This is a genomic window from Propioniciclava coleopterorum (assembly GCF_011393335.1).
GTDB lineage: Bacteria > Actinomycetota > Actinomycetes > Propionibacteriales > Propionibacteriaceae > Propioniciclava > Propioniciclava coleopterorum.
The window spans coordinates 2,935,832-2,953,123 of sequence record NZ_CP049865.1; the positions used below are offsets into that span (position 1 = coordinate 2,935,832).

The following is a 17,292-nucleotide window of genomic DNA, read 5'->3' on the forward strand; positions in this document are numbered from 1 at the left end:
CGCCGTCGAGAGTCGAGGCCGCACCGGGCGGCATGCCGCCAGGCTAGATGTCTATACAAAATGTGTCTACAGCCCTTCCTTTCCCCGGTCGCTCCCGGGATGATGGCCCCATGCCCGAGTCCACGCTCGCCGGCGTCGACGCCGGCGCGACCAAGACGCACCTGCGCGTGGAGCGGGCCGGCGCCGTGCTGCTGGACGAGGTGGTCCCCACCGGCGCCTGGCGCCGCACGCCCACGTCGGTGGGCCCCGAGGACGCCGCCGCGCTGTGGTCGGCGCTCGGCTCCCCGGAGGGCCCGGTCCGCCTGGTGGTCGGTGCGCACGGCATCGACACCGCCGACGCGGCCCGTGCGCTGGCGTCCGGACTGGCGGCCCACTGTCGCGGTTCGGTCTCGGTTCACAACGACGCGGTCCTGCTGGGGCCCGCGGCCGGGTCGCGCGGGGTCAGCATCGCGATCGTCGCCGGCACCGGCGCGATCGTGCTGGCCGCCGACGGCGCCGGGGTGCTGGCCACGCGCGGCGGCTACGGGTTCCTGCTCGGCGACGAGGGGAGCGCGGCCTCGCTCGTGCGCGACCTCGCCGTCGCCCTCACGCGCGCCGCGGACGCCGGGGCGCAGGATCCGGTCGCCCTCGAAGCGCTCGCGGCGTCGCTGGGCGTCCCGGCCGGTGCGGACCGGCTCGCCGCCGTCGCGCTCGCGCTGCACGACCGGGCCGCCCCCGCCGTCTGGGGGCGGCACGCGCCGGCCGTGTTCGACGCCGCGGCGTCCGGGTCGGCGTCCGCGGCGGGCGTGATCGCGGCGCACGCGGCCGTGCTGGGCGGGCACGTCGCGTCCCTGGTGGCCGCGGGCCACGCGCCCGACGTGGTGGTGGCCGCCGGCGGCGTCGCGACGCACCAGCCGGGCTTCGTCGCGGCGGTGCAGGAGGCGGCGCGCGCGGCCGGGGCGGCCGTGACGATCGAGGTGTTGCGGCGGGCGCCGGTGGCCGGGGCCATCTAGTTGGCCCGGCGCGGAGAGGACTGAACCATGGAGACCATCGCCTTCGCCGACGCCATCGCGCGGCAGCCCGCCACCCTGCGCGCGGCGCTGCGGGCCGTCCGCGACGGGCTGCCCGGTCTGCCCGCCGTCACGGCCGACCCGACGGCGCGCCTGGCGATCCTCGCGATGGGGGCGAGCGTCCACGCGGCGCAGGCGCTCACCGCGTACGCCACCGCCGCGGGCCGCTCGGTGGCGAACCACGACGCCTCCCAGGTCGGGCCGGCCACGACCGTGGCCGACTGGTACCTGGCGATCAGCGAGTCGGGGCGCAGCCCCGAGCCCCTGGCCGCGCTCGCGGGCCGGACGCCCTCGGTCGCGCTCACCAACGTGCCCGAGTCGCCGGTCGGGCGGGCCGCCGACGCCGTCCTCTCGCTCGGCGGGTTGCCGGACGCCGGCGTCTACGTCACCGGGTACACCGCCACCGTCGCGGCGCTCGCGCTGCTGGGGGAGCGCGCCGGGCTGCCCGGCGCCGCCGCCGGCCTGGACGAGGTGCCCGACGCCGTCGCGGCCCTGCTCGCCGGCCCGCACGCGGCGCTGGAGCGACTCGCCGACGCGGCGCCCCGCTGCGTGGAGTCGGTCGGCGGCGGCGTCAGCTTCGCGGCGGCGTCCGAGCTGGCGCTGCTGATGCGGGAGGCCGCGCGCACGCCGGGGGCGGCCCACACGCCCGCCACGTTCGTGCACGGCCCCGCCGAGAGCCTGGAGCGCTCCGACCTGCTGGTGCTGTGGGGTCCCGACCCGCTCGGGATCGCCGACCGGTTCGCCGGGGAGGTGCCGACCCTGCGCGTCTCCGCCGCCCCGGACGCCGACCTGCGGCTCCCCGACCTGCCGCCGATGGCGTCGGCCGTCCTGGAGGGGGTGGCGGCCCAGTTGATCGTCGCCCCGCTCGCCGGCCGCGGGTTCGACGTGGGGACGTTCCGGCACGAGTTCTCCGCCACCAAGCTGCGCCCGGGCGCCTGAGTCCCGCCTCTCCCCAAGCGGGTCTCGGCCCCGGCGACCTCGGCACCGCGACCTCCGCGCCCGAACCTCGCCGCCGGCACGCCGGCCCCGGGGCCGAGCCGTCCGCGCGACGGCGCCGGCGACCGCGAACCCGCCGCTGAACCATCGCGGCCCCCTGTCCTGAAAGCCGGTTGCCACGACCCCACCGACAGCCGCCCTGAACCCCTTGAACGCCCTTGATGCGGCCTTCCGCGCGCGCGGGCAAGAGCGGTGACAAGGGGCGTCGCCTCACACGTTCCGATTTGTGAACCGCCCATCTCGCATAGTGTCACATCACCCGAAACGGGTGAGGCGGAGTAGTGTGCCGTCGATTCAGCCGTTCGCAAGGGGGAGAACATGGCGAAAATGGGGGTTGTGACGATCGGGCAGGCGCCCCGAACGGACATGGTTCCGGAGATGGCGCGGCACTGGTCGCAGATCGACGTGGTCGAGCGCGGCGCGCTCGACGGGATGACCGCGGACGAGATCGCGGCGGTCCCGCGGCGCGACGGCGACGAGGTACTCACCTCGCGCCTGGTCGACGGCACCGCCGCCGTCTTCGGCCGCGACCTGGTGCTGCCGCTGCTGCAGCAGCGCATCACCGAGCTGGAGGCGTCCGGGGTGGACGCGGTGCTGCTGGTCTGCACCGGTGAGTTCCCTCCCTTCGAGCACTCCAAGCCGCTGTTCACCGCCTCGCCGCTGCTCACCGGCGGCGCGCGCGGCCTGACGCAGGGGACCATCGGGGTCATCTGTCCGCTGCCCGAGCAGCAGGACGACTCGGTCCAGAAGTTCGCCCCCGCCGACGTCGCGACCGCCGTGGCGAACCCGTACGGCGGCTCCCGGGACGACTTCGAGGCCGCCGCCGCCGCGCTGGCGGGCCAGGGCGCCGAGCTGATCGTGCTCGACTGCATGGGCTACAACGAGGAGCACCGCGGCTGGGCCCGCGCCGGCGCCGGCACCATCCCCGTCGTGGTGGCGCGCTCCCTGGTGGCCCGCCTCGTCGCCGAGGCGGTGGAGGCATGATCGGCCTGATCCGGGTCGTCTCGACCCTCACCGACGACCAGCTCGCCCTGCACGCGCGGGCGATCCAGCACCTCGTCGGCGAGGAGGAGATCGTCACCCGCGCCATCGCCGACCAGCCCAACGGCATCCACGACGACGAGACGTTCGATCGGGCCGTGCCCAAGATCGTCGCGCTCGGACGCGAGCTGGCCGCCGAGGGCGCCCGGCTCCTCATCGTGTCGTGCGCGGCCGACCCCGCCGTGCCGGAGCTCCGCGAGGCCGTCGACGTCCCCGTCGTCGGGCCGGCTCCGCGGGGGCCTCGCTGGCGCTGGCCGCCGGCGGCACCGTCGGCGTCCTGGGGATCACCCCGGACGTCCCGCAGGCCGTCCTCGACGTGCTCGGCGACCGGTTCGTCGCCGACCGCGTGCCCGAGGGCGTCGCCTCGACCATCGACCTGATGCAGCCCCAGGCGCGCGAGCGCGCCCTGGTGGCGGCGGAGGAACTGAAGACGGCCGGCGCGCAATGCGTGCTGTTCGCCTGCACCGGCCTGACCACCATCGGTCTGGCCGCCGAGGTCATCGAGCGGACCGGCCTGCCGGTCGTCGACGCCGTCATGGCGGCCGGCGCCGCGACGGGCCTCATCCTGCACCCCGCCCCGACCCTCACCTGATTTCCCGAAAGGCCCACCCATGTCTCAACAAGCGGCGGAGCCGCGCGGCCACTCCGCGGACGCGGCCCATCCCCGGACGTTCGAACCGTCCATGGTGGTGGTGCTCGTCATCACGTCGATCCTCGGCGCGATCATCGGCATCCAGATCCTGACCACGCTGGGCGTCACGCCCAACACGGCGATCATCGGCGTCCTCGTGGCGATCGCGCTGAGCCGCATCCCCCTGGCCGCGCTGAAGAAGTTCCGCTCGGTGCACCGGCAGAACCTCGTGCAGTCCAACATCTCGACCGCGACGTTCGTGGCCGCCAACTCCCTGCTGCTCCCCATCGCGATCCCGTGGGTGATGGGACGCCCCGAGCTGGTCTGGCCCCTGCTGATCGGCGCCGCCGCGGCCGCGCTCATCGACTTCCTGATGCTGTACTGGATGTTCGACTCCCGCGTCTTCCCCGGCAAGGAGGCGTGGCCGCCCGGACTCGCCGCCGCCGAGGCCATCAAGGCCGGCGACCGGGGCGGCCGCCGCGCCGGCCTGCTGGGCATCGGCACCCTCGTCGGCATCATCGGCTCGGCCATCGGCGTCCCGATGTCGGCGTTCGGCGTCGCGTTCATCGGCAACATCGTCGCCCTGACCATGTTCGGCGTGGGCCTGCTCATCCGCGGCTACTCCATGCCGATCGCCGGGATCGACATCAACGCGATGTACATCCCGCACGGCTTCATGATCGGCGCCGGCATCGTGGCGCTCTTCCAGGCCGTGTGGACCATCGTCGGACGCCGCAAGGCGACCGCGCACGCCGTCGCGACGGGCGCGAAGACCTCGGAGCTCTCCCGTGTCATCGAGGAGGGCGAGGTGGCGCCTCCGGTCGTCGTGGACCGCGGCGAGCTGACCCGCAGCGAGGAGGCCGTCAAGATGGCGCTGACCCGTGGCGCGGTGCTGTACGCGATCGCGGCCGCCGTGCTGGCGGTCGTCAGCGGCCTGCTCGCCGAGATGGGCATCGGGATGCTGATCCTGTGGGTGCTGTTCGCGACGTTCGCCTGCATCGCCGCCGAGTTCATCGTCGGCCTGTCGGCGATGCACTCGGGCTGGTTCCCGGCGTTCGCCACCGCGCTGATCTTCCTGTCGCTGGCGCTGATCGTCGGGTTCCCGCCGGTCGCGGTCGCCCTGGTCACCGGCTTCATCGCCGCCGGCGGACCCGCGTTCGCCGACGCCGGCTACGACTTCAAGACCGGCTGGATCCTGCGCCGCCACGAGAGCCGCGCCATGGAGATCGAGGGCCGCAAGCAGCAGTTCTTCGCCGGCGTCGTCGGCATGGCCGTCGCCCTGGCGGTCGTGGCCATCGCGCACCCGATGTACTTCGCCAACGAGCAGTTCCCGCCCGTGGCGAAGGTCTTCGTCGCCACCATCCAGGCGGGCGTCGACCCCGCGCTCATCACGACGCTGGCGCTGTGGGCGATCCCCGGGGCGATCATCCAGGCCATCGGCGGCCCCAAGCGCCAGATGGGCATCCTGCTCGCCACCGGCATGCTGATCTCGAACCCGGCGGCCGGCTGGGCCGTCCTGGTCGGCATCGCCCTGCGCATCCTCTACACCCGCCTCCGCAAGGACAAGGACGCGGCCGAGAGCGAGATGACCATCGCCGCCGCCGGCTTCATCGCCGGCGATGCCCTGTGGAGCTTCGGCAACTCCATGTACAAGCTCGTCAAGTAAAGGAGAACCCATGTCCCTCACGCACGTTCTGACCGCCTACGACCTGCTGGACGATCCCGCCGTCACCGGCGACGCCGTGGTGGCGTGGCTCGCGGAGCAGGGCGCCACCGAGGCCACCTCGCGCACCATCGAGGGCCCCCGCGGCAGCACCGACTTCATCCGGATCGTGATCCCCGGCACCCGCGGGAAGGCGTCCGGCGGCGACGCCCCGACGCTCGGCCTGGTTGGACGCCTCGGCGGGCTCGGCGCCCGTCCGGAGCGGATCGGCTTCGTCTCCGACGGTGACGGTGCGCTCACCGCCGTGGCCGCCGCGGCGAAGCTCGCGCAGATGGCGCAGCGGGGCGACACGCTCGAGGGCGACGTCATCATCACCACGCACATCTGCCCCGACGCGCCGACCCGCCCGCACGAGCCGGTCGCGTTCATGGACTCCCCGGTGGACATCGACACGATGAACAGCGAGGAGGTCGAGGAGGCGATGGACGCCGTCCTGTCGGTGGACACCACCAAGGGCAACCGCATCGTCAACCACCTCGGCTACGCCATCTCCCCGACGGTGAAGCAGGGCTGGATCCTGCGCGTCAGCGAGGACCTGCTGCAGATCTACGCCGACTCGGCCGGCATCCCGCCGGTCGTCCTGCCGATCACCATGCAGGACATCACGCCGTACGGCTCGGACGTCTACCACGTGAACTCGATCCTGCAGCCCTGCGTCGCGACGTCCGCGCCGGTCGTCGGCGTGGCGATCACGACCGAGACGGCGGTGCCGGGCTGCGGCACCGGCGCCACGAACCCGCTGGTCGTCGAGGGCACCGTCCGGTTCTGCATCGAGGTCGCCAAGGCGTTCGGGCAGGGCAAGGTGTCGTTCTTCGACGAGGCCGAGTTCGGCGAGCTCGTCTCGCGTTACGGCGAGATGAGCGTCCTGCAGACGCTCGGGCGCGCCTGATGCGGCGGCTCACGGCGGACGACGCCCGGCACGCCGTCGTCGGGGGACTGATCCTCGGCGGTGGCGGGGGCGGCCACGCGGACCTGGGGCTGGATCTCGCCGAGGCGGCGCTCGCCGCGGGCGAGGTGATGCTCGCGGGCGTCGACGAACTGCCGCCCGACGCCGTCGTGGCGATCTGCGCCGGCGTCGGCGCCCCCGGCGCGCCCGAGGGGCACGTGTCGAAGGCGGACTTCACGACCAGCCTGCAGCACCTGGACGCCGAACTGCAGCGCCGCGGCCAGGGGCCGATCGTCGCCGTGGCGACCAACGAGAACGGGGCCATGGGCACCGTCAACGGGTGGCTGCAGGCGGCCACCACCGGGCTGCCGGTGCTCGACTGCCCGTGCAACGGGCGCGCCCACCCGACCGCCCTGATGGGGTCGCTGGGGCTGCACCGGGACGCCGACTACGTGGCGATCGCCGGCTACGCGGGCGGCAACGAGGCGCACTACACCGAGGGCGTCGTCGTCGGCTCGCTGGCCACGGCCTCCCAGGGCATCCGTGCCCTGTCGGTCGTGGCGGGCGGCCTGGTCGCCGTCGCGCGCAACCCGGTCCCGCTCTCCTTCCTCGCCGAACGCGGCGCGCCGGGGGGCATCACGCAGGCGATCGAGGTCGGTCGCGCGCACGAGCAGGGCGGCGTCCAGGCGGTCGCGGACCTGCTGGGCGGGCGCATCCTGGCGTCCGGGCCGGTCACGGGCTTCGGGATCGAGCAGGTCTCCGGGTTCGACGTCGGCGCCCTCAGCGTCGGCGACGTCGACCTGACCTTCGTCAACGAGTACATGGGCGCGGTGCAGGCGGGGGAGCAGGTCGGTTCGTTCCCCGACCTCGTCATGACCTTCGACGCCGCGACGGGCGAGCCCGTCGTCTCGGCGGACCTGGCCGACGGCCGGGGGATCACCGTGCTGTGGGCGCCGCGGTCCTCCCTGCTGCTCAGTGCGACGATGGACATGCCCGAGCTCATGGAGGCCATCGGCGACCTGGCGACGGCCGGATAGGAAGCCATGGAACTGCTGCTGCTGTCCAACTCGACCAACTTCGGGTCGACCCCCTGGGCGCACGCCCGGGAGATCGCCCGGCCCCTGGTGGAGGGCCGCACCGTCGTGTTCGTCCCGTACGCGCTGGCCGATCACGACGCGTACACCGCGAGCATCGCCGAGGCGTTCGCGCCGATGGGGGCCGACGTCGTCGGCCTCCACACCCACGACGACCGGGCCGCCGCCCTGGCGTCCGCCGAGGCCGTCTACGTGGGCGGCGGGAACACCTGGCGCCTGTTGAAGACGCTGCAGGACGGCGGGCTGCTGGCGCCCCTGCGCGAGCGCGTCCTGGCCGGCATGCCGTACCTGGGCGCGTCGGCGGGCACCAACCTGGCCTGCCCGACGATCCGGACGACCAACGACATGCCCATCGTGGAGCCCGCCGGGTTCGCCGCGCTGGGGCTGATCGGCTTCCAGATCAATCCGCACTACCAGGACCCGCCCGCCGGGAGCCGCCACATGGGCGAGACCCGCGAGACCCGGATCCGGGAGTTCCACGAGGAGAACGACATCCCCGTGCTGGGCATCCGCGAGGGCGGCTGGCTGCGCGTCAGCGGCGACTCCACCGAACTCGGTGGGGCCACGGCGCGGCTGTTCCGCGCCGGCGAGGACCCGGTGGAGCTGAGCCCCGGACCGGTCCGGATCTGATGCGGGCGGCGGCCCCGCGCCGGGTGCGTGGGGCCGCCGCCCCGCAGCCGCCGTCGCCTCCCCGCGGGTGTTGGCTCCCGGATCCGAGCGCTGGGCCGTACGCTCGGCACATGGAAGCTCGAGCCGGTTTCGCGCTCGCGGACCTGAGGCGCCCCCTGATCGCGGCACCGATGGCCGGCGGGCCGACGACGCCCGCCCTGGTCGTCGCCGCGGGCGCAGCCGGCGGTCTCGGGTTCCTCGCCGCCGGCTACAAGTCCGTCGCGGCGGTCGCCGACGAGGTGGACCGGGTGCGCGCGGCCGGAACCGACGCGTTCGGCGTGAACGTATTCGTCCCCGACCCGGCGCCGACCGACCTGGAGGCGGCCCGCAGCTATCGCGACGCCCTGGCCGCCGAGGCGCGCCGCCGGGGCGTCGACCTGCCCGACCCGCGTCCGGACGACGACGGGTTCGCCGAGAAGCTCGCCCTGCTGCTGGACGCCCGCGTGCCGGCCGTCTCGTTCACGTTCGGGTGCCCGGACGCCGACGCGGTCGCGCGGCTGCGCGGCGTGGGGACGCTCACCCTCGCGACCGTGACCTCCGCCGACGAGGCGCGCGTCGCCGTCGCCGCGGGCGTCGACGCCCTCGTGGTGCAGGGGCCGGCCGCCGGCGGGCATCGCGCGACGTTCGACGTGGCCGCCGCGCATCCCACCGCCTCCCTGGCCGACCTGCACGCGGAGATCGCCGTCCACACCGACCTCCCGCTGGTCGTCGCCGGCGGCCTGACGGCGCCGAAGGAGGTGGCGCCCTGGCTCGACAGGGCGGCGGCCGTCCAGGTCGGGACGGCCCTGCTCGACACCGACGAGGCCGGCACGAACCCGGCCCACCGCGCCGCGCTGCGTGATCCGCGATTCACCCGGACCCGGGTGACGCGGGCCTTCTCCGGGCGCTGGGCCAGGGGGCTGGCTAACCGGTTCGTCGAGGAGTTCACCGACCTCGCCCCGGCCGCCTACCCGGCGGTCAACCAGCTCACGGCCCCGCTGCGCGCGGCGGCGGCGCGCGCCGGGGACGCCGACGGGCTGGCGCTGTGGGCCGGCACGTCCTGGCGCGCGACGCCGCGCGGCAGCGTCGCGGAGGTCTTCGAAGGGCTGATCGGATGAGCGGGGAGTCCGCGCCGTCGCGCCCCCACGACGCCGAGCGCGCCATCGTGCCCCGGCCGCGTCGGCGCGCGCGGGGACGAACCTTCGGCTCGGCGAGCGCCCTGACCATCGCGAGCGCGCTGGTCCCCGGGCTCGGCCTGGCCTGGACGCGGTGGCGATCCTTCGGGCTCGTGCTGACGCTCATCGCCGTGGGTGCGGCCGTCGCCGTCGCGCTGGGCGCGACGGTCGCGCGCGGCTGGGGCCTGTCGGTGATCGCGAGCCCGACCTGGCTGTCGGGGCTGGCGTGGGCGCTGGCGGCGTTCGGCCTGGCGTGGGTGATCGCGATCGTCGCCACCCAGCTTCTCACGCGCCCGCGTCCGGCGCGCTGGTGGCAGCGGCTGTTCGGCGCGCTCCTGGTCGGGGTGCTGTCGTTCGCCGTGGTGCTGCCCAGCGCGTACGGTGCGCGCACCCTGTTCGACACCTCGCAGTTGGTGCGCGACGTCTTCCAGGACCCCGACGACCCCGGAGGCGTCGTGGTCCCGACGTTCGGGAACTCCGCGGATCCGTGGGCGCACAAGCCACGCCTCAACGTGCTCATCCTCGGCGCCGACACCGGCGACGACCGGGTCGGGACCCGCACCGACACCGTCATGGTCGCCTCGATCAACACCCGCACCGGCGACACGGTGCTGTTCGGCCTGCCCCGCCAGACCGAGCGCCTCGTGTTCCCGCAGGGGAGCGGGCTCGCCACGATCTGGCCCAACGGCTACCACCTGGCCGGCGAGCCGGACGGCGAGCAGATGCTCAACGCGATGTACGAGAACGTCGTCAATCACCCCGGTGCCAAGGAGCTCATCCCCGCATCCAAGGATCCCGGCGCCAAGGTGCTCGAACTCGCCGTCGGGGCCTCGCTCGGGCTCGAGATCGACTACTACGTCATGGCGAACCTCGAGGGCTTCGTCGAGATCATCGACGCGCTGGGCGGCGTCACCGTGAACATCAACAGGCCCGTCCCGGTGGGCGGCAAGAACCCCAGCGGCGGCGACCCTGGCTTCCCGCCCGACCGCTGGCTGCCCCCGGGGCCCGACCAGCACCTCAACGGCTTCGACGCCCTGTGGTACGCCCGCGGCCGCTACCACACCGACGACTACGACCGGATGCGGCGGCAGCGCTGCGTCATCAAGGCGCTGAGCCGCCAGGTGAACCTGACGACGGTCCTGTCCAACTACGAGGCGCTCACCCAGGCGGGGCGCACGGTCGTGCAGACCGACGTGCCCAACAGCCTCCTTCCCGCGCTGCTCGACTTGGCGACCAAGGTGCGGACCGCGCCGCTGCGGTCGGTGTCCTTCCAGGACGGCCACGAGGGCTTCTCGACGGGCAACCCCAAGTGGGACGTCGTGCGGGAGCGGGTCGTGGCATCCCTGGACCCACCCGCCGTGGCGCCGTCGGGGGCCCCCACGGCCTCCGCGTCGCCGTCCGGCGCGCCCACGGCGTCCCGGACGCCGACGCCGGCCCGCACCACGCCGACGCCGGCCCGCACCACCGCCACGCCCAGCGCCGGCGGAACGGCGACGCCCGGCACCGCCACGCCGGGCACCCCGGCCCCCGGCGCCGGCGACGAGTGCTCCTACAACCCTGAGGCCTGACACCCGGAAGAGGCCGGCGGCGGCCGACCGCCGGTGACGAGGCGCCTCCGCGTCCGCCTTCCCGGGCAGCGACGGCGCGCCCCCACGCCGCCTCCCGGAGGCGCGGGTGAGCGCCCCGCGTTGGTCTCGTGGCGCTGCTGTTGAGCGCCCGCATTGATCCTCCTGGCGCCGCTGCTGAGCCCCCCGCAGTTCGCGTCCCGAGGCCCCGTTCCTGCCGCCCCCGCGGGCCCCGATGCCCTCGCCGAGCCGCGGCAAATTTCGTGGAACCGGTTCCACGGTGCGTCGCGGTCAATGCCCCAGTCAGGCCGCGAATCGCGGCCCCGATCCGCCTTTCACGAGCGTTCCTCCAAGTGGGAGGGTGTTATGGAATCTTCGGAGAGCGCTTGCCAAGCACTGTTTCCGCCTGTAGCTTCATCCGCAACCGGTCCCCCAGGAATCCGTCGGAACGAGCGCATCCCTGGCGACCATGCGATCGATCGAAGGGCACGACGATGACGTCAGAGATCCACGACAGCGTGGCGACTGCGGAATCTGCTCCGCCCGCGCTGCCGGCCATCGAGGTGGCGCCGGCGCCGGCTCCGCGGAAGGGACGGCACCCCCTGCTCCGGCACAAGACGCTGTACCTGATGGCGCTGCCGGGCATCGTGTACTTCCTGATCTTCAAGTACGCACCCATGGGCGGACTGGTGATCGCGTTCCAGAACTACATGCCGGCGCTGGGGATCGGCGGCAGCAAGTGGGTCGGCTTCCAGCACTTCGTGCGGTTCTTCAGCCAGGACACGTTCATGCAGTTGCTGGTCAACACCATCACGGTGTCGCTGCTGCTGCTCATCTTCTCGTTCCCGATGCCGATCATCCTCGCGCTGCTGCTCAACGAGGTCCGCGGCAAGGTCTTCAAGCGCAGCGTCCAGACGATCATCTACCTGCCGCACTTCATGTCGTGGGTCATCGTGGTGTCGATCTTCTACGTGCTGCTCACCATCGACGGCGGCGCGGTCAACAACATGATCGTCTCCGCGGGCGGGCAACCGATCCCGTTCCTGACCGACCCGAACTGGCTGCGTCCGATGTACGTCGTGCAGGAGATCTGGAAGGGCGCGGGCTGGGGGACCATCGTCTACCTCGCGGCGATCACGGCCGTCGACATGGAACTGTACGAGGCCGCCGAGATGGACGGCGCGGGCCGCCTGCGCCAGACCTGGCACATCACGCTCCCGGCGATCCGGCCCACCATCATCGTGATGTTCATCCTGGCGATCGGCGACTTCCTGGAACTGGGCTTCGAGCACATGTTCCTGGTGCTCAACTCGCTGAACCGCGAGGTCGCCGACATCTTCGACACCTACGTCTACATCACCGGCATCCAGAACGGACAGCTCAGCTACGCGACGGCGGTGGGCCTGTTCAAGGGGCTCGTCGGCCTGTTGCTCGTGGTGATGGCCAACAAGCTCGCCAAGCGCTTCGGCGAGGAAGGCGTCTACTGAGCCCCCGGGCCCGGTCGACGAGGTGCGCGACATGTTCTCCTTCGAGGCGTTCCAGCGGTTCGAGAACTGGATGCGGGCGATCTACCGCCTCATCGGGCTCAACCTGCTCTGGACGGCGACGACCGTCCTGGGGCTGGTGGTCGTCGGCGTCGGGCCGGCGTCCTACGCCCTGGCCCGCTACCTGGACCGCTGGGTGCGGCACGGCGAGACCCCGCCGCTGCTGCCGACCTGGATCGGCTTCCTGCGCGAGCGTCCCGGGCGCTCGGCCGGGGTGGGCGCCCTGCTCCTGGCGGTCGGCGCGGTGGTCGTCACCAACATCTTCCTCGTGCCCAACTGGTACGTGCAGTTCGTCAACGTGCTGGCGCTGGCCGTGCTGGGGATCCTCACCGCCTACGTCTTCCCCCTCATGGGCGCGACGCGCTTCGAGAAGCTGCCGCAGCTGTTCGCCGGGGCGCTGCTCATCGGCCTGGGTTCCCTGCACTGGACCATCCTCGGCGCCACCGGCTCCGCGCTGGTGCTGTGGCTGATGTGGCAGGTCGCCCCGCTGCTGGCCGGTGTGTTCGGCGTCGCCGTTCCGGCCCTGGCCGTCGCCCTCGTGACCCGCGTCGCCTTCCGCGACCTCCGCACCACCCCGGACGGCGCCGCCGTCCTCCCGCAGTCCCGCCGACGCACCCGCGCGGCGATCCAACCACCCACAACGCAGCCCACCACGAAAGGACTGGCGCGATGACACCCAACAAGTTCGGTAAGCGAGGCATCAAGGCAGCTGCCCTCGCCGCCGCGGCGGCGATGGCGCTGACCGCGTGCGGCACCGGCGGCAACGACGGAGCGACCACGCTCGGGACCGCCGAGAACCCCATCACCTGGATGGCCGGCCTGCACACGGCCAACACCCCGGATCCCAACGGCCCGATCATGGCCAAGCTCGAGGAGCTCACCGGGACGCAGTTCGACATGCAGTGGTACCCCGATGCCTCCAAGGAGGAGAAGGTCAACGCGGCGCTGGCGTCCGGCTCGATGGCCGACATCGTCTCGCTGTCGATGATCAACAGCACCTCGGTGCGCGGCGCCATGACCTCGGGCGTGTTCTGGGAGGTCGAGGAGTACCTGAAGGACTACCCGAACCTGTCCAAGATCCCCGCCGCGACGATCGAGTCGGGCAAGATCGACGGCAAGCTCTACGGCGTCCCGTTCGTGAAGCCGGGAGCGCGCTACGGCGTCCTGGTGCGGCAGGACTGGCTCGACAAGCTCGGGCTGGAGGCGCCGCACACCATCGAGGAACTGGGCAAGGTCGCCGAGGCGTTCACCACGCAGGACCCCGACGGCAACGGCAAGAACGACACCGTCGGCTTCTACGACCGCCAGGAGAGCTTCCTCGTGGGCTTCCGCTCGCTCGCCGGCTACTTCGGCGCCGGCCAGCGCTTCCAGGTGACCCCCGACGAGAAGGTCGTCCCCGCCTTCGCCAGCGACGAGTTCAAGCAGGCGATGGAGTGGTACCGCGGGATGTTCACCAAGGGCGCGGTGAACCAGGAGTTCATCACGGTCCAGAAGAAGAACCAGCAGGACGGCCTCGCCCGCGGCAAGGGCGGCATCGCCGTCACCGGCCTGTTCGAGGCGAAGAACTACCTGTCGCTGGCCCAGAGCGCCGACCCCAACACCCCGATGAAGTGGGCGCTCATCAACGACATCACGTTCGAGGACGTCCCGCGCCGCATCCTCACCGACACCAACGGCGGCATGGGCGGCTGGATGGCCATCCCGAAGTCGGAGGTCAAGACCGAGGCCGAGCTGAAGATCGTGCTGAACTTCCTCGACAAGCTCAGCTCCGAGGACGGCTTCAAACTGATGACCAACGGCATCGAGGGCACCCACTACACCGTGGACGGCTCCGGGGTCGTGAAGATCAGCGACCAGGCCCTGTGGGAGCAGCAGGTGCAGCCCTACGGCAGCTCGCGCCCCAACGAGAACGTCATGACGTTCAAGAGCGCGGCCCCCTACGTCGACGAGGCCAACGAGCTCATGAAGGACAACGAGCAGTACGTCGTGACCGACCCGTCGCTGTCGCTGACGTCGCCCACCGCCGACGCGCAGTGGTCGATGATCGAGCAGAAGGCCAACGACGCCTACAACCGCTACATGAGCGGGCAGCTCGACATGGCGGGCTACGAGGCCGCCATCAAGGCGCTCGACGGGCAGGGCCTGAGCGAGATCGTCAAGGAGTACACCGAGGCGTACGCCAAGGCCAAGAAGGCCTGACGCCGAACCGGGTGGGGCGCCCGCCGGCGCCCCACCCCCACCCAGATCGAGGAGATCCCTGTGACCAGCACCGACACCGTGGACGGCCGCACCGCCGTCCTGGAGACCGCCGACCTGCAGGCGGCGATCGACGCCGCCGGTTCGGCCGGCGGCGGCAGGGTGGTCGTGCCCGCCGGCGTCCATCGCACCGGTTCGCTGCGGCTGCGGTCCCACGTGGAGCTCCACCTCGAGGCGGGGGCGGTGCTGCAGTTCGTGGCCGACCCCGCCCTCTACCCGCCGGTCCAGGCCCGCTGGGAGGGGGCGCCCACGCTCATCCACCAGCCGTGCCTGTACGCGTCCGGCGAGGTGAACGTCTCGCTCACCGGCTTCGGCACGATCGACGGCGGCGGCGAGCCGTGGTGGCGCGCGATGCGCGACGACGCCGCCCCGCTGGAGCATCCGCGCCCCACGCTGATCGGCCTGCACGGCTGCGAGCGGGTCACGATCCGCGACGTCACGCTGCGCAACTCGCCGGCCTGGACCGTGCACCCGCTGCTGTGCACCGGCGTCACGATCGACAACATCGTCATCGTCAACCCCGCGGACTCGCCCAACACCGACGGCATCGACCCCGAGTCGTGCCGCAACGTCCACATCAGCAACTGCCACATCGACGTCGGCGACGACTGCATCGCGATCAAGGCCGGCACCGAGGCCTCGCCCGAGCGGGTGCCGTGCGAGAACATCACCATCACCAACTGCACGATGGTGCACGGCCACGGCGGCGTCGTGATCGGCTCGGAGATGAGCGGCGGCGTCCGGGACGTCGTCATCAGCAACTGCGTCTTCGAGGGCACCGACCGCGGCATCCGGATCAAGTCCCGGCGCGGCCGCGGCGGCGTCGTCGAGGACATCCGGGTCACCAACATCGTGATGCGCGGCGTGATGTGCCCGCTCGTGGTCAACCCCTTCTACTTCTGCGGCCCCGAGGGCAAGCAACCGAAGGTGGCCGACCGGAACCAGCACCCCGTGGACGCGGGCACCCCGGCCTTCCGCCGCATCCACATCTCCCACGTCACGGCGCGCGACGTGCACGCCGCCGCCGGCTTCCTCTACGGGCTGCCGGAGGCGCCCCTGGACGAGCTGACCGTCCACGACGTGATGGTCTCCTTCGCCGAGGACCCCGTCCCGTTCGTCCCGGCGATGGCGACCGGGGTGCCGCGCATGACGCGGGCCGGGCTGCTCGTCGGCTTCCTGACCGACGCGACCCTGTCCGGCGTCCGGATCGTCGGCGCGGCCGGCGACGCGGTCACCGCCGAGGCCAGCCCCGGGCTGGACACCAGCCAGGTGGCGTCGTGATCGCCCAGCAGCAGCCGGGCGTCTTCGCCGCCGAGGCCGCCGCGCCCCCGGTGCGCCGCCGTGCCGAGCTGTGGATCGCCGGCATCGGCGCCGCGCTGTCGGCGGTCTTCCTCGGCGGCTTCTCCAGGGTCCTCGGCAGCGTCGACCTGGCCGAGTTCACCGCGTCGCTGTACCCCTCGCTCCTGGCCGCCACCGGCACGGACGCGGCCGCGCTGCCGCCCGAGGCGGCCTTCGAGACCGCCCGCACGCTCGCGAGCTGGTTCGGCTTCACCCTCGTCGGCGTCCTGCTGCTGACGGCGGCCGGCTGGTGGCTCGCGCGCCGGCGTCCCCAACGGCGCGCGACGGGCTGGCTCTTCGCGGCCGCCGGGCTGGTGTGCCTGCTGGGCACCCAACTGATCCTGTTCCCGGTCGCCTTCCTCTTCTTCGTCACCGCGGGGCTGTTCGCCCTGCGTCCCACCACCCAAGGGAGCCCGTCATGACCCAGACCACCGTGAAGCCCGCGGCCCGGCGCGCGCGGGGCGGCCGGAGGACTTCACCCGGCGCCCGCGTCTTCCAGGTCGTCAACGTCATCCTGCTGTCGGGGTTCGCCCTGGTCTGCCTGCTGCCGTTCGTGCACGTGCTGGGCAGTTCGCTCGCCACGCCGGGAGAACTCGCCACCACGGACTTCCTGCTCATCCCGCAGACGTTCACCCTGGACGCCTACCGCTACATCCTGTCGACCTCGACGATCTTCCGCGCCATGGGGGTGTCGGTGTTCGTGACGGTGGTGGGCACCTTCCTCAGCCTGCTGGTGACGTCGTTCATGGCGTACGCGCTCAGCAAGAAGTTCCTGCCCGGCCGGCGCGTGCTCAACTTCCTGGTGGTCTTCACCATGCTGTTCAGCGGCGGCATGATCCCGTCGTTCATCGTGGTCAACGCCGTGGGCCTCATGAACTCGCTGTGGGCGCTGATCATCCCGGTGCTCATCAACGCGTTCAACCTCATCATCATGCGCAGCTTCTTCCAGGGCATCCCCGACAGCCTGGAGGAGGCGGCCCGCATCGACGGCTGCTCCGACTTCGGGGTGTTCTGGCGGATCGTCCTGCCGCTGTCGGCCGCCTCGATCGCGACGATCGGCCTGTTCTACGCCGTCTACTACTGGAACACCTACCAGTCGGCGATCCTCTACATCAACGACTCGACCAAGTGGCCGATCCAGGTGCTGCTGCGCCAGATCGTCATCGTGGCGTCCGGCATGAACGCCGACGCCGGCGCGGTCGACGTCGTGCCCCCGGCACAGTCGGTGAAGATGGCCGTCATCTTCGTCGCGACCCTGCCGATGCTCATCGTCTACCCCTTCGTGCAGCGCTACTTCGTGAAGGGAGCGATGATCGGCTCCGTCAAGGGCTGACCCACGGACGGGG

Annotated in this window: 17 protein-coding genes; all 17 read left to right on the plus strand. The window is 72.3% G+C overall.

The window, feature by feature from the left end:
* Positions 1-110: 110 nt before the first annotated feature.
* The 17 genes from G7070_RS13985 (at position 111) to G7070_RS14060 (ending at position 17,279) form a co-directional block, all read left to right on the plus strand.
* The gene (locus G7070_RS13985; protein WP_166234242.1) at positions 111-992 is read left to right on the plus strand and encodes a BadF/BadG/BcrA/BcrD ATPase family protein; all 882 of its coding nucleotides are present in this window, start codon (positions 111-113) and stop codon (positions 990-992) included.
* Between the two features lie 27 nt (positions 993-1,019).
* Positions 1,020-1,988: an SIS domain-containing protein gene (locus tag G7070_RS13990; RefSeq protein ID WP_166234243.1), complete on the plus strand. Its 969-nt coding sequence runs from the start codon at positions 1,020-1,022 to the stop codon at positions 1,986-1,988.
* 384 nt (positions 1,989-2,372) lie between these two features.
* Positions 2,373-3,029, plus strand: coding sequence for an AroM family protein (locus G7070_RS13995; RefSeq protein WP_431977955.1), 657 nt, complete (start codon positions 2,373-2,375; stop codon positions 3,027-3,029).
* Positions 3,026-3,466, plus strand: coding sequence for an aspartate/glutamate racemase family protein (locus G7070_RS14000; RefSeq protein ID WP_206079811.1), 441 nt, complete (start codon positions 3,026-3,028; stop codon positions 3,464-3,466). The genes G7070_RS13995 and G7070_RS14000 overlap by 4 nt, the downstream gene beginning before the upstream one ends.
* Positions 3,370-3,678 carry an aspartate/glutamate racemase family protein gene (locus tag G7070_RS19315; RefSeq protein ID WP_250645999.1) on the plus strand — a complete coding sequence of 103 codons (309 nt, stop codon included), beginning with the start codon at positions 3,370-3,372 and terminating at the stop codon, positions 3,676-3,678. The genes G7070_RS14000 and G7070_RS19315 overlap by 97 nt, the downstream gene beginning before the upstream one ends.
* 19 nt (positions 3,679-3,697) lie before the next feature.
* Positions 3,698-5,383, plus strand: a complete 1,686-nt coding sequence (locus tag G7070_RS14005) for an OPT/YSL family transporter (RefSeq protein WP_166234245.1) — start codon at positions 3,698-3,700, stop codon at positions 5,381-5,383.
* A gap of 10 nt (positions 5,384-5,393) precedes the next feature.
* On the plus strand, positions 5,394-6,329 hold the full coding sequence (locus G7070_RS14010) for a DUF1177 domain-containing protein (protein ID WP_166234246.1): 936 nt from the start codon (positions 5,394-5,396) through the stop codon (positions 6,327-6,329).
* Complete coding sequence (locus G7070_RS14015) at positions 6,329-7,363, plus strand: S-methyl thiohydantoin desulfurase domain-containing protein (protein ID WP_166234247.1); 1,035 nt, start codon at positions 6,329-6,331, stop codon at positions 7,361-7,363. Before G7070_RS14010 ends, G7070_RS14015 begins: the two co-directional genes overlap by 1 nt.
* 6 nt (positions 7,364-7,369) lie before the next feature.
* Positions 7,370-8,050, plus strand: coding sequence for a dipeptidase PepE (gene pepE / locus G7070_RS14020; RefSeq protein ID WP_166234248.1), 681 nt, complete (start codon positions 7,370-7,372; stop codon positions 8,048-8,050).
* A gap of 110 nt (positions 8,051-8,160) precedes the next feature.
* On the plus strand, positions 8,161-9,186 hold the full coding sequence (locus G7070_RS14025) for a nitronate monooxygenase (RefSeq protein WP_166234249.1): 1,026 nt from the start codon (positions 8,161-8,163) through the stop codon (positions 9,184-9,186).
* Positions 9,183-10,811: an LCP family protein gene (locus G7070_RS14030; RefSeq protein ID WP_166234250.1), complete on the plus strand. Its 1,629-nt coding sequence runs from the start codon at positions 9,183-9,185 to the stop codon at positions 10,809-10,811. The genes G7070_RS14025 and G7070_RS14030 overlap by 4 nt, the downstream gene beginning before the upstream one ends.
* A gap of 491 nt (positions 10,812-11,302) precedes the next feature.
* Positions 11,303-12,295, plus strand: a complete 993-nt coding sequence (locus G7070_RS14035; protein ID WP_166234251.1) for an ABC transporter permease — start codon at positions 11,303-11,305, stop codon at positions 12,293-12,295.
* 31 nt (positions 12,296-12,326) lie between these two features.
* Positions 12,327-13,025 (plus strand): YesL family protein, encoded by a 699-nt coding sequence (locus G7070_RS14040; protein ID WP_166234252.1) that lies wholly within the window; start codon positions 12,327-12,329, stop codon positions 13,023-13,025.
* Positions 13,022-14,551: an extracellular solute-binding protein gene (locus tag G7070_RS14045; protein WP_166234253.1), complete on the plus strand. Its 1,530-nt coding sequence runs from the start codon at positions 13,022-13,024 to the stop codon at positions 14,549-14,551. Before G7070_RS14040 ends, G7070_RS14045 begins: the two co-directional genes overlap by 4 nt.
* A 60-nt stretch (positions 14,552-14,611) precedes the next feature.
* Positions 14,612-15,889, plus strand: coding sequence for a glycoside hydrolase family 28 protein (locus G7070_RS14050; protein WP_166234254.1), 1,278 nt, complete (start codon positions 14,612-14,614; stop codon positions 15,887-15,889).
* Positions 15,886-16,368, plus strand: a complete 483-nt coding sequence (locus G7070_RS14055) for a hypothetical protein (RefSeq protein ID WP_166234255.1) — start codon at positions 15,886-15,888, stop codon at positions 16,366-16,368. The genes G7070_RS14050 and G7070_RS14055 overlap by 4 nt, the downstream gene beginning before the upstream one ends.
* Complete coding sequence (locus G7070_RS14060; protein WP_166234256.1) at positions 16,365-17,279, plus strand: carbohydrate ABC transporter permease; 915 nt, start codon at positions 16,365-16,367, stop codon at positions 17,277-17,279. Before G7070_RS14055 ends, G7070_RS14060 begins: the two co-directional genes overlap by 4 nt.
* Positions 17,280-17,292 lie beyond the last annotated feature (13 nt).